The organism is Lysinibacillus sp. NPDC093712 (genome assembly GCF_050280025.1).
In the GTDB taxonomy this organism is placed as follows: domain Bacteria; phylum Bacillota; class Bacilli; order Bacillales_A; family Planococcaceae; genus Lysinibacillus.
Window position 1 is genome coordinate 1,146,821 of the sequence record NZ_JBNNUU010000001.1, and the last position, 15,476, is coordinate 1,162,296.

The 15,476-nt window shown below is 36.4% G+C and carries 12 protein-coding genes and 1 riboswitch; of the genes, 3 read left to right on the plus strand and 9 right to left on the minus strand.

All coding sequences use genetic code 11. From position 1 onward, the window contains the following. The first annotated feature begins 15 nt into the window (after positions 1-15). From ACQKNX_RS05990 to ACQKNX_RS06000, 3 genes are all read left to right on the plus strand, one after another. The gene (locus tag ACQKNX_RS05990) at positions 16-297 is read left to right on the plus strand and encodes an acylphosphatase (protein ID WP_340824515.1); all 282 of its coding nucleotides are present in this window, start codon (positions 16-18) and stop codon (positions 295-297) included. Positions 298-567: 270 nt separating this feature from the next. Then, positions 568-1,218: a 5-bromo-4-chloroindolyl phosphate hydrolysis family protein gene (locus ACQKNX_RS05995; protein WP_427428035.1), complete on the plus strand. Its 651-nt coding sequence runs from the start codon at positions 568-570 to the stop codon at positions 1,216-1,218. Further along, the gene (locus tag ACQKNX_RS06000; protein WP_427428036.1) at positions 1,215-2,288 is read left to right on the plus strand and encodes a toxic anion resistance protein; all 1,074 of its coding nucleotides are present in this window, start codon (positions 1,215-1,217) and stop codon (positions 2,286-2,288) included. The genes ACQKNX_RS05995 and ACQKNX_RS06000 overlap by 4 nt, the downstream gene beginning before the upstream one ends. A gap of 66 nt (positions 2,289-2,354) precedes the next feature. On the opposite strand, the gene ACQKNX_RS06005 is transcribed toward ACQKNX_RS06000, so the two are convergent. From ACQKNX_RS06005 to ACQKNX_RS06045, 9 genes are all read right to left on the minus strand, one after another. After that, positions 2,355-2,552 (minus strand): DUF6501 family protein, encoded by a 198-nt coding sequence (locus ACQKNX_RS06005; RefSeq protein ID WP_340824510.1) that lies wholly within the window; start codon positions 2,550-2,552, stop codon positions 2,355-2,357. 572 nt (positions 2,553-3,124) lie between these two features. Continuing rightward, a complete protein-coding gene (locus ACQKNX_RS06010; RefSeq protein WP_427428037.1) occupies positions 3,125-3,856 on the minus strand; it encodes an amino acid ABC transporter ATP-binding protein in 732 nt (243 codons plus the stop codon). A 13-nt stretch (positions 3,857-3,869) separates the two neighbouring features. Continuing rightward, positions 3,870-4,595, minus strand: a complete 726-nt coding sequence (locus ACQKNX_RS06015) for an amino acid ABC transporter permease (RefSeq protein ID WP_427428038.1) — start codon at positions 4,593-4,595, stop codon at positions 3,870-3,872. 326 nt (positions 4,596-4,921) lie between these two features. Continuing rightward, the gene (locus ACQKNX_RS06020) at positions 4,922-5,773 is read right to left on the minus strand and encodes a transporter substrate-binding domain-containing protein (protein ID WP_427428039.1); all 852 of its coding nucleotides are present in this window, start codon (positions 5,771-5,773) and stop codon (positions 4,922-4,924) included. Positions 5,774-5,892: 119 nt separating this feature from the next. Then, a riboswitch (Lysine riboswitch) is annotated at positions 5,893-6,078 on the minus strand. A gap of 344 nt (positions 6,079-6,422) precedes the next feature. Then, positions 6,423-7,664 (minus strand): 2-oxoglutarate dehydrogenase complex dihydrolipoyllysine-residue succinyltransferase, encoded by a 1,242-nt coding sequence (odhB, locus tag ACQKNX_RS06025; protein ID WP_427428040.1) that lies wholly within the window; start codon positions 7,662-7,664, stop codon positions 6,423-6,425. Between the two features lie 97 nt (positions 7,665-7,761). Then, positions 7,762-10,584: a 2-oxoglutarate dehydrogenase E1 component gene (locus ACQKNX_RS06030; RefSeq protein WP_427428041.1), complete on the minus strand. Its 2,823-nt coding sequence runs from the start codon at positions 10,582-10,584 to the stop codon at positions 7,762-7,764. 232 nt (positions 10,585-10,816) lie between these two features. Next, positions 10,817-12,202, minus strand: a complete 1,386-nt coding sequence (locus ACQKNX_RS06035; protein WP_427428042.1) for a sensor histidine kinase — start codon at positions 12,200-12,202, stop codon at positions 10,817-10,819. Next, positions 12,199-12,876 carry a response regulator transcription factor gene (locus ACQKNX_RS06040; RefSeq protein WP_427428043.1) on the minus strand — a complete coding sequence of 226 codons (678 nt, stop codon included), beginning with the start codon at positions 12,874-12,876 and terminating at the stop codon, positions 12,199-12,201. The genes ACQKNX_RS06035 and ACQKNX_RS06040 overlap by 4 nt, the downstream gene beginning before the upstream one ends. A gap of 110 nt (positions 12,877-12,986) precedes the next feature. Beyond that, complete coding sequence (locus ACQKNX_RS06045; protein WP_427428044.1) at positions 12,987-15,014, minus strand: diguanylate cyclase domain-containing protein; 2,028 nt, start codon at positions 15,012-15,014, stop codon at positions 12,987-12,989. Positions 15,015-15,476: the final 462 nt, after the last annotated feature.

Consider the following 15,476-nt stretch of genomic DNA (forward strand, 5'->3'; position numbering starts at 1 on the left):
TTGGGAGGTTTTAGCGTGAACAAAAGAGCGCTGATTAAATTTTTCGGAGATGTTTACGGGACTGGCTATCGCTTTTTTATTAAACAAAAAGCCATTGAGCTTGGTTTAAAAGGGTATTGCAAGTTAAATGCACAAGAACAAATTGAAGTAGAAGTAGAAGGCTCAAAAAAAGCAATTGACGAATTTCTACTATTTGTTCAAAAGGGTGTTAGCCCTCAGGCAGACTCTAACTCATTTACTTTAGAACTTTACGACGATTTAAAAGGTTATGTACGTATGGAGTCGGACATTGTTTAAGTCTGGCTTCTTTTTTTCTACTTCCCTTTAAACGCAAGAAAAACTTAAGATTAACGGACTATTGGTAATGGTCTTTTTATAAATCGAACATACTATAAAGGTTATAAGTACACCATTAGGCAAGTTTGGAGCTTTTGCGCAGGTGTATTCATTGAGAAACTTAGCAAACAGCAGTAAAATTAATGAAAGCACTATTATTATTATTGAAACTTTATGTCGATTATTACGTATTAAAAGATAGACATACTGAAAAGCAAGGAGGAAGAAACTATGCTCAGTATAGGACAGTTTTTCTCTAGACATACCGCTAGCCTTTTAATTTCTCTATCAACTGTTTCTATTACAGCGTTTGCAGCAAATCCAGGATACTTCCTTGGTGGTTTATTGTTTGCTGGAACATATGCAACGAGTACAGCGTTGCTAAAACAGAATCAAAAAAGGAAAGTTATGCACATAGCAGGTATTTCGAAGGATGAGTACAAACATATAGAATTACAGCTTTCAACAGCAAACAAGCATATTCAAACATTAAGTCAAAACTATTTACGCGTACGTTCAGTTTCTGCTTTTAAACAATTACTTGAAATGACTCGTATTTCAAAAAATATCGTTAAAATTGTAAAAACTGATCCGCAAAAGTTTTACAATGTGGAGCCGTTTTTTTATGCGCACCTCCCTTCTGCAGTTGAATTGACTGATAAATATACAATGCTGTCAAAGCAACCTGTCAAAGATAAAGAAATCCAAGTGACATTATCAAAAACGCGCGAAACGTTGTCGGATTTAAATTCTACATTTCAAATTGACTTGAAAGATGCACTTTCAAATGATATCGATCATCTTCAAATGGAAATTGAATTCGCGAACCGTTCCAACTTAAGAAAGAAAGAACAACTGGAATGGCGAGGCGATGAAAAATGACAGCTAACAGAGATTCTATCTCTCCATTAGGATCGTTGCCAGGAATCTCACCTCTTGTACAAACCTATTTAGAATCGTCAAATCAAGAGGCAATGACTACCTATGAAACGCTATCACCTCTTGCTCAAAGTCGAGCACTTTTATATGCAAGTCAAATTGACCTAACTAATTTTGAATCAGTGTTATCTTTAGGCCAAGACTCTCAACGCGCCGTCTCTCAATTTGCAGATCGCATGCTTGCACAAGTGAAGGATAAGGATGTCACAAAAATTGGACAGATGCTTGATTCATTAATGCAAACATTAGACCGTGTAGACCCTGCTGCACTAGAGCCAAGAAAACCTTCCTTCTTTAAAAAAATGTTCGGTAAAACAGAACCAACTGTAAAACAAACCCTTACTGAGTTTGAACGCATTAGTATTCAGGTTGAACGAATAGGCGTCCAACTCGAACGTGCACAGCTCCAGCTAATAAGAGACGTTGAATTACTAGAGCAATTATATACACACAATCGAGGATTTTTTGAAGAATTAGCAACTGCCATTGCGGCTGGTCAGATGAAAAAACACCAGGCTATTGAAGTTGAGCTACCTTCAAAAGTCAGTATCGTACAAACGACTAAACAACCGCTCGCTATTCAACAGCTCAATGATTTCACGGCGCAACTTGAACGTCTTGATCAACGTATATATGATTTACAAGTATCACAACAGGTAGCATTACAAACAGCACCTCAAATACGCATGATACAACAAGCAAATCAAACACTTGCTGAGAAAATCGAGTTTTCAATTGTCACACTTATACCTCTTTGGAAAAACCAATTAGCAATGATGCTTTCAATGAATATGGACCATCATTATGCACAGCTAGAAGAACGACTAGCACGCACAAATGAACGATTTACAAGCCCATCTTTTGAACAACAAGTATCGAAATTTAAAGAAACACAGCATGAGCTTAAAATGGCCATTCAAGATGTTTTTGCTTTACATACAGCTACCGAAAAGGAAAAACAACATCTACAACAGGATGTAGCTGGCATGAAACAATCAAAAACGATGGAATAATATTATGGGGCGCTAAATTATATAAAGGGGTGTCTCAGCAATTATGTGAGACACCCCTTTATCTTATTATGCGAAATACTCTTTATAGTAACCACCAATATTACCAGTGTTGTCAATAATGAAAACGAACTCTTCTGTTTCATTTTTCACTTCATATTCTTTCCCAACTGTTAATACGTTTGATACTAAATATTTAGATGCGTTCGTATGTTTGCAAGTAACTGTACGAAGTGTTGGTGCATCTTTCCATTTTAAATGTAACATAAATTCTCTACCTCTCTTTACTAGCCATTAGCTAACATCTATTGTTTATTTTATACGATTTTGGCTCTTTTGTGGAGAAAAAACTATAGAAGTCTATATTTTGTCCTTAATAACGAATTGTTTGCATATTTCATACTATAAAATCTATACTCGAGGTGTTGTTATGAGTTTCGGTGGAGTTCCACAATGGTTTTTTATCATCGCTGTCGTATTTGCCATTTGCTTCATTTTATATGCAGAATGGAATTCTAGAAAATAAGTATAGTTGTCTATTGCCGTTGATTTCCGCTACGTGCGGACGCTTTCCGCGGGCACACCGTAAGCCGCAACCCTCGCTAGCGCGCGGATTGTTGCGTCTTACGTATTGTGCGTTCCCGCAGGAGTCGTCGCCCTCCGCTCCAATCAACTGAACATATCAATAAATAAATTCCATTTTATTAACATGATTGCAAAAGCTGTTGACTTCCGCTGCGTGCGGATACGATAAGCAAAAGTGAGTCCTTCGCTTCGGACTCACTTTTTTAGGCATTATTTTATACAAACATATGAAAATAATTGAAATACTATAAAACTTACTTCAGCGTTCGTTTTAAAAATTCTTTTGTACGTTCGTGTTCCGGGTCTACTAGCACCTTTGAAGGGGGCCCCTCCTCAACAATTACACCTTTATCCATAAACACAACACGGTCTGCAACTTCCTTCGCAAACTCCATTTCGTGTGTAACGATCAGCATCGTATTTCCGGCATCTGCTAGCTCACGCATTACTTTTAACACTTCCCCAACCATTTCTGGATCTAGCGCGGATGTTGGCTCATCGAAAAGCATTACATCTGGGTTCATAGATAATGCACGAGCAATGGCTACACGTTGCTTTTGACCACCAGAAAGTTGACGAGGCTTTGCATTAACATATTGATCCATCCCGACGATTTTAAGATATTTTAAAGCTGTTTTTTCAGCTTCTTCTTTTGATCGCTTTAACACTTTCACCTGTCCAACTGTACAATTTTTTAGCACATTATGATTGTTAAACAAATTAAACTGTTGGAAAACCATTCCTAAATGTGTACGATAAGCTTGAACGTTATGTTTTGCGTGTAAAATATTTTCCCCTTTATAAATAATTTCCCCACCATTTGGTGTTTCAAGTAAATTAATGCAACGAAGGAGTGTTGACTTGCCGGATCCTGATGAACCGATTAGACATACAACCTCTCCTTTTTCTACTTTAAAATTCACATCTTTTAATACTTGGTTACGACCAAATGATTTACTTAAATGTTCTATATGAATGATTGCCATTTGTTCGTTCCCCCTAGTCAATTTCTTTCAGTTCTTTTTGATATGCATCCGGACCGTCAAGACGTTTTTCTACATATAGCAAAATTCTTGAAGCCGTAAATGTCATAATGAAGTAAAGCACACATGCGACAAAGAAAGATTCGAAATAACGGAAGTTGTTACCCGAAATCGATTTCGTTTGGAAAAATAATTCCGTTACACCAATTACACTTAAAACGGCAGTATCTTTAATATTCATAATTAATTGGTTACCTGTTGCTGGTAAAATGTTACGTGCAACTTGTGGTAAAACGACATTCATCATAATTTGCACATGTCCCATGCCAATCGCAGAAGCAGCCTCGTATTGCCCTTTATCGATTGAGACAATCCCACCGCGTACGATTTCCGCCATATATGCCCCAGTATTCAGTGAAACGACTAAAATACCAGCTGTAATAAAGTGCATATCGATGCCAAAAGCAATATCTAGCCCGTAAAATACTACCATTGCCTGTACAATCATTGGTGTACCACGGAAAAATTCAACATAGCATGTCAGTATAAAATTAATACATTTTAATAAATAATGTTTTATACTTTTTTTACGAACTGGAATGGTATGCATAATCCCAATAAAAAATCCGATGAATGCACCAATAATTGTACTGATTGTTGAAATGAGTAACGTATAATACGCTCCTCGTAAAAACATTTGCCAGTTGTTTTCTATAATAGAAATGATCCATTCTAAACTCATGATGTTCCTCCTAACAACGTGTTGTTGCTTTATATCAATTATGCCTTTTGTGAAATCATCTCTTCATTTGAATTAATTTGCTTTATTCAAAATATGTGACACACTTCTTAGACATGACTTTATTCAGAATGACTGCCTCTCTGAACAAATTAAATATGATAAAGGCTGTCCCAGTCGCTTTTAGCAAAATGTCACGACTTTCAATTAGTAAAAATCAACTTCTCTTTTCATAATTTGTAGGTGAATTTTCACTTGGAAAAAAACAGCATACTTGAAATTGCCGGTATGCTGTTTTTTCGTTAAGGACAACCCTATCTCTTTTTGTATTACTGAGCTGCAGGTTGTTGAAGAATAGCTTCTTCCATAATTTTTTGGCGATCATCTTCTGAAATACCTTTTAAGATTTCATTGATTTTATCTAGACTAGCATCACCTTTACGTAAACCAACTGCAATTGAAGTATTTGAAATATCTGTATCAAATCCTTCTTCAAAAGATACAAATGTGAATTTGTCATTAGCTGCTGCTGCCGAAATACCTTCTGGACGTTCAGCTACATAGCCATCAATTTTGCCAGCTTCTAGAGCTACACGCATTGCAGAGAAGTTTTCCATCGCTGTTTGCTTTTCTACACCTTTAATTTGATCGATAACATTATAGTTAGATGTATTTAGCTGAGATGTAACTTTTGCACCTGAGAAATCTTGAATTGATTTTGCCTTTTCATACTTGCTACCTTTTTTAATTACCATTACAAAATCAGAAGTATAGTAGTTTTCAGTGAAATCGATTGTTTGTTTACGTTCTTCTGTTGGAGACATTCCTGCTACAATCGCATCGATTTTTTTTGACTGAAGCGCAGGTACTAAACCATCCCATTCCATTTTTACAACTACTAATTTTTTACCTAAACCTTCAGCGATTTTTTTTGCCATTTGTACATCATAACCGCCTGCATACTCTGCATTATCGGCAATTTTTACTGCTCCGTTTGCATCATCTTGCTGAGTCCAGTTAAAAGGAGGATAACCTGCTTCCATCCCAATGCGGAATTCTCCACCAGTTTCTTCCTTTGAACCATCACCTGTTGTCTTTTCATCCTTGTCACCAGAGCCACAAGCCGCTAACACGATTGCTGTCATTGCTGTTAACATAAATAACAACCATTTTCTTTTCATCTAAAACTCCCCTTTTCTGTAAAAAAAATAAAGCAACTGTACAAAAAAAGACCTAAGTTTTGAACTTAGGTCTTACCTTTTATTGACAGTTGCCCAAATCCTCACTATAATTTCCATGTTTCCGAGATAGCACAACCTAGTAAACTGGAATTTAATTTACTAGGACAGTCCTGCACTTATTCACTGCAGACCCAGCATAAAAGTACGAGCTCCTTTTATACTTCGGCGATATTTCCTTCTCCATTACGTCTTCGCTTGCTTAAACTCAGCAATGGACTAATAAATACCGCGCCTCTACCTCACAAAAAACAAAAGTGAGGTTTGTTTATTTAATTAATATATAAATATTACTATAAAGCTAGCATAGTCGTCAAGATAATTTTATCATTTTTCTGACTAATTACAAAATTAACCTATAATCCTTCTAAAATCCATAAATAAAGTAGAATAACATTAACTATGTTTGCCATCATTTCACAAATTTTTATTATAAAAAAACAAGATTTATAAACCATAAGAATCGATTTTTCTGTCAAATAAAGGCCATTTAGACCATCAAGGAAATTCCATTATAGCGGAAATCAATCTAAAATGAAAAAACCCTGCTAAACAGTTAAGTTTGCAGGGTTTGAACACTTAATTTATCGGATTAAGAATTTAATAATAAATCTTCTGGATTTTCAAGTAACTCTTTAACAGTTTTAAGGAAGCCTACAGAATCTTTACCATCGATAATACGATGGTCGTAAGATAATGCTAAATACATCATAGGACGAATTTCTACTTCGCCATTTACTTCTACAGGGCGTTTTTTAATTGAGTGCATTCCTAAAATAGCAGCTTGTGTGCCGTTCATAATAGGTGTTGACATTAATGAACCGAATACACCGCCATTTGTAATTGTAAATGAACCACCTTGAAGATCAGCTAAACCTAGTTTTTTATCGCGTGCTTTTTTAGCTAAGTCTGCAATTGAATCTTCAATTTCAGCAAAGTTTTTACGGTCAGCATCGCGTACAACTGGTACTACTAAACCTTCTTCAGTTGATACAGCTACACCAATATCAAAGAAGTTATTTAAGTGAATTTCATCGCCAACGATTTGAGCATTCACATAAGGGTATTTTTTAAGCGACGCAACTACAGCTTTTGTGAAGAATGACATGAAACCAAGCTTAGAGCCAGTAGACTCAAAGAATTGATCTTTTTTACGAGAACGTAATGCCATAACATTTGTCATATCTACTTCATTGAATGTTGTAAGCATAGCAGTCGATTGCTTAACTTCTAATAAACGTTTAGCAATTGTTTGACGACGACGGCTCATTTTTTCAACTGTAACACGTGACTCATCAACAGCTACTACTGCTTTTGGAGCTGCTGGTGTTGCTTGAGGTGCTGCTACAGGTGCTGTACCGTGAGCTGCAACGTCTTGTACACGTACGCGACCTTGTGGATCAACTGGAGATACAGCTGCAAGATCAATACCTTTTTCACGAGCAAGTTTACGTGCTGCAGGAGATGCAATTACACGCTCGCCAGAAGTTTCTTCCACAACTGGTGCTGCTGGTGTTGGTGCAGCTACTGCTTGAGGAGCCGCTGGTGTTGGAGCTTCCGCAACTGGTGCTGCTGCTGCAGGTGCAGGTGCTGCCCCTTCGCCCGCTTCTACCACTGCGATTACTTGACCTACAAGAACAGTATCGCCTTCTTCAGCTAAAATTTGTGTTAACACCCCAGCTTCTTCAGAAATGATTTCAGCATTTACTTTATCTGTTTCAAGCTCAACGATGAATTCACCTTTTTCCACGCGGTCTCCCACTTTTTTAACCCACTGTGCAATACTACCTTCTGTAATCGATTCTGCTAATTCAGGGACTTTAATTTCAGCCACTTTCATTTCCTCCTTTGATTAACGTGCATGCGTATCATGCACATAAATGGGCTACTGCCTTAGGTATGTAGCCCAGCTTCCAGTAATAATAATATCTTTAGTTTACTTTTACCGTTTCAGCAACTGCTTCTTCAATTAGAGCTGATTGAGCTGCTTTATGAGAATCTGCATCACCTTCTGAAGTTGAGCTCATTGCAGGACGGCCTACATAACGAAGCTTTTTGCCTTCAGATAGTTCATATAATGTTTCCAATGCGTAATTCCAAGTACCTTGGTTTTTAGGTTCTTCTTGTACCCATACGATTTCTTTAGCGTTAGGATACTTAGCAATAATATCAGCAACTTGCGCTGTTGGGAATGGGTAAAGTTGCTCTACACGAACAATGTGTAAGTGATCGAAACCTTCTCCATCTTTCACGCGGTCTGCTAAGTCAATCATTACTTTACCAGTACCTAATACAATTCGTTCAACAGATTTAGTTTTTGAACCTAAACCTGGTTGCTCTATTACTTCTTGGAATGAGCCATTTGCTAACTGTTCAGCATTTGCTGCAGCTAATGGATGACGAAGTAAAGATTTTGGTGATACAACGACTAACGGACGCACACCTTCTGTTTCTAACAATGCTGCTTGACGACGCAATAAGTGGTAGTAGTTTCCTGCATTTGAGCAGTTTGCAACAAACCAGTTATTTTCAGCAGACATTTGTAAATAACGCTCCATACGGCTTGAAGAGTGTTCAGGACCTTGCCCTTCATAACCATGAGGTAAAAGAATGACGAAGCCAGATTTTTGACCCCACTTAGAGCGTGCCCCTGAAATGAAGTTATCAAACATCACTTGAGCCATGTTCGCGAAGTCACCAAATTGCGCTTCCCATACTGAAAGTACGTTACCTTTTTCTAAATTGTAACCGTATTCAAAGCCAACAACCCCAGCTTCTGTCAATGGTGAGTTGTGTACTGTAAATGAAGCGCTTGCACCAGAAATGTGGTGAAGTGGTGTAAATACGTTACCATTATTTTTGTCATGTAACACTAAATGACGTTGTGAGAAAGTACCACGTTGAGCATCTTGACCAGTAAATCGTACTGGAGTGCCATCTTGAATAATTGTTGCGTATGCTAATGTTTCAGCATGACCCCAATCAATTTTTGCAGATGCAAATGCATCACGACGTTTTTCTAAAATTTTGCCTAATTTCTTTTGTGGCTCGAAGTTTTGTTCAAACACAAGTAGTTCTTCGTTAATCGTTTCTAAACGCTCAGCACCTACTGCTGTTTCGACTTGTGGGAAATTAATTTTCAATTCTTCTGGCATTTCTAAATGTTTATGTTCATCTTTTTCTGCCATTTCTTTTACGTGATCGTAAGCAACTTGCATCTCAGCATAAATAGCTGAATCAAGTGCCGCAACTTCATCAGCAGTAACTAAACCTTCTGCTACTAATTGCGCACCGTATAATGCACGAATTGTCTCATGTTTCGCAACAAGTTTGTATGTTTCTGGATTTGTTACAGTTGGGTCATCTGTTTCATTATGACCATGTCGACGGTAACCAATTAAGTCAACAACAATATCTTTACCGAATTTTTGTCGGTAGTTTGCTGCAAAACGCCCTACTTGAGAAACAGCTTCTGGGCTGTCTGCGTTCACATGAACAACTGGTACTTCATAACCTTTTGCAGGGTCAGAAGAATAGACAGATGAACGTGAGTCTTGAAGCTCTGTAGTGAAACCAATCATGTTATTGGCAATAATATGAATTGTCCCACCTGTTGAGAAACCTTCTGTTTTCGAATAGTTTAACACTTCTGTAACAATACCTTGACCAGGGAATGCCGCATCACCATGTACAAGAATACCTAAGCCTTTAGCCGGATTATGCACAGCTTGCCCTGGTTTTGATGTATCATCTTGTGTTGCACGAGTAGAACCTAGCACAACTGGGTTTCCAACTTCTAAGTGAGAAGGGTTATATGCTAGTTTTACGTTCATGCCTGATTCACGAGTATATGAAGCACCCATGTGGTATTTCACGTCGCCAGTCCAACCTTTTGTAATTTCAAGTCGACCATGCTCTGGCATAAATAAATCGTTTGAAACATGTGCAAAATCTGAGAACATCATGTCATATGGTTTATTTAAAATATGTGTTAGTACATTTAGACGACCACGGTGTGCCATTCCTATACGAACATTTTCAACATTGTTTGCTTCTACTGTTTTTAAAATTTCATCAAAAAGGACAATTTGAGTATCTAAACCTTCTCCAGAGAAACGTTTTTGACCAACAAATGTTTTGTGAATAAATTTTTCAAAGTTTTCAACACGTGTTAAACGATCTAATAACGCTTTTTTCTCATCTGAAGTTAGTGCTTGTTTTAAAGAACCAGATTCGATTTGTGCTTGAATCCATTCACGTTCTTCAGTTGCCACAACATGCTCATATTCAAAAGCTACTTTATCTGTATAGACAGATTTCAAATAGTCAATAGCATCCTTACCATTTTTCACGCCCGCTGGCACATCTTTGAAGAAGATAGCAGCAGGTATTTCTGCTAAATCCGCAGGACTTAAGTTGAACGCACTTTCTTCAATTTGTGCTGTTTGAAGTGCACGATTTTTTAAAGGATAAATATCGGCAGCTAAATGCCCTTTAGAACGAATTACATCAGCTAATTTAACAGCTGCCAATACCTTTTTATAATCGCCAGCAGGAGCTGCTGAACCACTTACTACAGCTACTTCACCTTCTACTTCTACTGGTGCACCAAATTGTTGGAATAATGATACTAACTCCGGTTCCACTTCTTCAGGAGACTGTAAGAATAAGTCGTATTGCTCCATCACATATCCTAGGTTAGGACCAGAGAAAGCTGACCATGGAGAACTTACAGTTGTAACGTTGTTCGACATGAAAAATGACCTCCAAATTTTGCCTATCGGCAGTTCCATTAATTAAATTACAATTAATTATATAATATTATCCCGTTCTTTTAAAGGATGTTTGACACAAGTTATCCATATTTTAAAGAACGTTTTTTCCATCTCAATCTTACTACTCTTCACAAAAAATACAACACTTTTTAGCAAATTAAGCAATTTTTTTCCCGAAGGCTAAAAAACTTAAATAAACCGCGCATTTTCTTTAATATTTTAGCGGTATCCTCAACAAGAAAACGGTTCCAACATTTTCTTCACTCTTGACTTCTACCGAAGCGTTGTATTTTTCAAGTAACATTTTAGAGATACTGAGACCTAAGCCTGTACCGCCAATTTGGCGATTTCTTGCCTCATCAACACGATAAAAACGATCAAAAATATATGGCAAATTATTTTCAGCTATACCAATACCGTTATCAGCGATTTGAATTTGCATTTCATCTTCCTGTATCGAAAGGGAAATATTTACTTCCGGAACTTTTTCACAATAACGAATCGCATTTTCTACTATGTTGCGAACTATTTGACTAAGTGCATTAGATGTTATAAACACCGCCCCTATTTCACCATTTTTCGACAACTTTATTTTTGCTGTTGGGTATAATAGCACCATTTCTTCTATCACACTTTCAATTACATCTATTGGATTCGCTTCACTCATCTCATCTTTTTCTTCCCGTCGTGCAAGCTCCAGTAACTCTTCAATCATTTTACGCATTCGTGTAATTTCCGTTAGTGATGTGTCTATAGACTCTTCTAGAATAGCAGGATCGTCTTTGCCCCAGCGTTTCAATAATGAGAGATGTCCCTCTATCGCCTGAATCGGTGTCCGTAATTCATGGGAAGCATCTGCGACAAATTGTTGCTGTTGAGCAAATGATATTTGCAGTTCATTCATCATTGCATTGTACATTTTTAACAAATCGCCAATTTCATCATTTGATGTATAGGATAGCTGAATTGGTTCATTAAAACCTTGATCCATTACTGTTTTCATTGATGCACGTAATGCATGAAGTGGCTTCGTTAAATAATTTGCTAAATAATACCCAATTGAACCTGAAAGTAATAATGCGCCAACTCCTGCAATAAGCATAGCAGTCAACAAATAACGCATTAATGATTCAAATCGTGTTAATGGATGTATCACTTGTATATATACTTGAAAAAAACCAAGTTGTAACGGTTCGTTCACAACATACGCATCTTTTTTGTCAATGGTCGTCTGGACAATTGACCCTATAGAAGAAAGCGGTGCAGCTTGTGAGGCATTATTAATACGTAAAATTTCAATACCATCATTATTAAATAGTCGGACAGTTTGGTCACGATCGACTATTGATTTTAATAATCCCGTATTTTGCTGAAGTTGTTGTATCGAAATGTTTGGCCCTTGTGACTCTAGGAATGAAACGACATCATCTCTTGTTCGTTTCACTTTACTTCCTTCATCATTTAAAAGCCAAGTATGCAGTGATACATATACGACTATACAAATAATCGCATAGCTTATAAAAATAACTGCACTAGATGTTAACATCCACTTTCTTTGTAATGATAGATTACTTAAGTATTCTTTTATTTTTTTCATTCGCGCATCACGTATCCTACTCCACGAACAGTCTCAATATAGGCATTTGAATCACCGGGTAGTTTTGTCCGTAAATGGCGAATATATACATCAACGACATTTGTCTCGATATCTGCATCATATCCCCAAACAGAAGTTAGAATTAGCTCTCGTGTACATACACGATTTTTTTGTTCCATTAATAGCTTTAACAAATCGTATTCGGTTTTAGTCAGTTCAAGTTTTTTACCCTGAACCAATACCTCATATGCATCAATGTCAATTTCAATATCTCGAAATTGAAGTGTGTCCCCTCCTATTTTTTCGTTAGGCTCTACACGGCGCAAAATAGTTCGTATACGTGCAAGCAATTCTTCGATTGCAAATGGCTTCACTATGTAATCATCAGCCCCAGCATCTAAACCAGCAACTCTATCCATTACTGCGTCTCTAGCGGTAAGTAAAATAATGGGTACCTGAGATTGTGTACGTACCCTACGACAAATTTCAATTCCGTTAATACCAGGTAGCATAACATCGAGTAATAGCACATCATAATTTTCAGTTGTGGCAAATGCTAGCCCTTCTCGCCCATCAAAGGCAACGTTTACGTTATAGCCCTCATGTTGTAACTCTAGTTCTACAAATCGGGCAATATGCTTCTCATCTTCTACTAAAAGTATTTTTTTAGGCATCTGATCACCTTCTAATTTCAAAATATAAACATCATCTTTATTATAGTACTAGCATAACATCAATTAAAAAGCCTGTACCACAAGTAAATACTCGTTTGTACAGACTTTTTTTAAAGTGGTCCAGTAATAAATAAATTATTTTTTCCGCATTCCTTCGCTTTATATAAAGCTTGGTCTGCTAGTTCCATTAGCGACTCAAGAGTTGTTGCATGGTCAGGAAAATAAGCAATCCCAATAGATGCAGTAGGTGCAAAGAAATACTTTTCTATAGTCCATCCATTTTTCAATTCATTGCGAATACGGTGAATAATATGCATTATCTGAACTTGTCTCTCTTCTGGATTCCGCGTTAAACCTGTTAAAATAATGATAAATTCATCTCCGCCCATTCGGATGACTAAATCATGACTACGTATAGATGTTATAAGCACATTACCGAAATTTCGGATAAAATCATCACCCATATCATGCCCATATCGATCATTTACATCCTTAAAGTCATCTCCATCAATATAAAGCATTGCAATACAAGTGTCTTTTGCATGTGCGTCCGAAAGTAGTTTAGGGAATTCTTTCAATAAAAACCTTCGATTCGGTAACTGCGTTAGGCTATCGTGATAGGCTAGATATAGCAAATCATTTTCTCGTTCTTTTCGATGAGTAATTTCACGTGAAACCATTATTATTTGGGAAATCGTTTCGCGTTCTGTATCATGCACTACCGTTACATTTCCTTCAGTCCAAACAGGCGTACCATCCTTTGACTTAAGCAAAAGTTCAAACTGTGTGTCCGACTTTGCTGTAAAATCATTTAGAAACGCTTGCCACGCTGGCTTACTTTGCTCCTCGATTATACTATTGTAAAACTGTCCCTGTAATTCAACAATCTCATAACCTAAATACATCCTATAAGACGGTGAAGCATAAATAATAATGCCATCCTCATTGATGATGACAATTAAATCATTTGTATTTTCAGTAATTAAACGGAAAGTACGCTCAATATTTTTCAATTCCGTTAACATTCTCTTCTTGTCCGTAATATCATAGTTAATGGATAAATATTGTTCCACTTTGCCAAATTCATTTTTCAATGGCACAATGGCTGCCTCTACCCAATAGTCTGCATGATATTTGGTGCGATAGCACAGCTCCCCTCTCCAAACCTCCCCTAATACAAGGGATTCGTTGATTGTTTGAAAAACTCCTTTTTTATTATTACGTGGCTCGATAAGATTATAAGGTTGACCAATTAGCTCTTCAGCTGTAAATCCCGAAGCATTTAAAAATAAATCATTCACTTCCATAATCGTGCCTTCGTTATCTAAAATAGCAATAGAAGTTGCGAAATTTAAAGCCGCCTTAAATACTTCAAGACCATGGGTTTTTGAACGCAACTCTGCCTTTTGCTCTGTAAATTGTGTAAAATCTTGCATGATAAGAAAAATAGCAAAGGAATTATCACCTTGCATTACTGGTGACAATGATACTAAATACATGCGCTCCTGTTTATCCAATGTATGAAGCTTAATCAGCTTTTCACCAATATTTTCGCCCATTGCAGCCCTTTGTAAATAGATTTGTATTTTCTCAATTTCCTCATGAGGGATAATAGGTAAGTCAATGAATGGCTGATGTTTCACCATCTCATTATCTAAATTAAAATCTTCTATGAAGCTTGTATTTACTTCATATATAGTACCTTCTGCAGATAAAATGACTGTTGAAAAATAAGCATGATCAAACATTGATCGCATAAATAAAAATTTATCTTCAATACTTCTGTCATATAAGATTTCTTTTGTAATAGCTAAAATATAATAATCATCCCCGTCTTTTATCGGCCGGACAGAGGTCTCATATTTTCTAACTTCTGATTTAACATAAGCATAATCCACATAATCGATTTGTTGATGCTGTTCAATAGCTCGGTGATAATTTTCTTGAATAATGACAAAATTCCGACGAGAAGTAACAGCTGACAGCATTTTCCCAAGGGCATTAGTAGACACCAGAACTTGGGCAGCCTGATTTAAGCGAACATATTGATAATCGTCTCCTACTTTTTTCATTAAATAGACGAAATCTTCTCCAATAAATAGTTGATTGAAAAGTTTTTCGCTTAAAAGATATTCCATAATGTCACTCTCCATTATAAAGTCACATATATATAAATTCGTTATAAATGGTATTTATTTATAACATAAAAATTACACTAATATTATACCATATTTACATTCGTTTAACTTTCTTGAATTAAGAAAGATTCTATCCTTTTTGGAGAAAAATTTGATGATATTTTACTAAAAAATCAAGAAAACGATACTAAGGTAATACCATTTTCGCCATTTTGATGTAATATAATACTATAATAGACTTTTTATCCATATATAACATAAGAAAGCAAATGGTGTTTTTTCTCTATTATTCTGAATTAACTGACAATTAAACTTAATTTTTGTTTAAAAGAGCAAATTGATTGCACCAAGCAGTAGACTTGTTATATTATATCAATAAAACTAGCCATTTTTCGGTATGGTCGCAAAATCAGTAAGACTGCGGGAGATTATGGATATCATAGTTATAACGTCTAGTTCTTT

What these genes read in the sequence shown, in the direction of transcription:
- ACQKNX_RS05995 (WP_427428035.1), top strand. Translation starts at nt 568, where the DNA reads ATGCTCAGTATAGGACAGTTTTTCTCTAGACATACCGCTAGCCTTTTA.
- ACQKNX_RS06000 (WP_427428036.1), top strand. Translation starts at nt 1,215, where the DNA reads ATGACAGCTAACAGAGATTCTATCTCTCCATTAGGATCGTTGCCAGGA.
- ACQKNX_RS06005 (WP_340824510.1), bottom strand. Translation starts at nt 2,552, where the DNA reads ATGTTACATTTAAAATGGAAAGATGCACCAACACTTCGTACAGTTACT.
- ACQKNX_RS06010 (WP_427428037.1), bottom strand. Translation starts at nt 3,856, where the DNA reads ATGGCAATCATTCATATAGAACATTTAAGTAAATCATTTGGTCGTAAC.
- ACQKNX_RS06015 (WP_427428038.1), bottom strand. Translation starts at nt 4,595, where the DNA reads ATGAGTTTAGAATGGATCATTTCTATTATAGAAAACAACTGGCAAATG.
- ACQKNX_RS06020 (WP_427428039.1), bottom strand. Translation starts at nt 5,773, where the DNA reads ATGAAAAGAAAATGGTTGTTATTTATGTTAACAGCAATGACAGCAATC.
- ACQKNX_RS06030 (WP_427428041.1), bottom strand. Translation starts at nt 10,584, where the DNA reads ATGTCGAACAACGTTACAACTGTAAGTTCTCCATGGTCAGCTTTCTCT.
- ACQKNX_RS06035 (WP_427428042.1), bottom strand. Translation starts at nt 12,202, where the DNA reads ATGAAAAAAATAAAAGAATACTTAAGTAATCTATCATTACAAAGAAAG.
- ACQKNX_RS06040 (WP_427428043.1), bottom strand. Translation starts at nt 12,876, where the DNA reads ATGCCTAAAAAAATACTTTTAGTAGAAGATGAGAAGCATATTGCCCGA.
- ACQKNX_RS06045 (WP_427428044.1), bottom strand. Translation starts at nt 15,014, where the DNA reads ATGGAATATCTTTTAAGCGAAAAACTTTTCAATCAACTATTTATTGGA.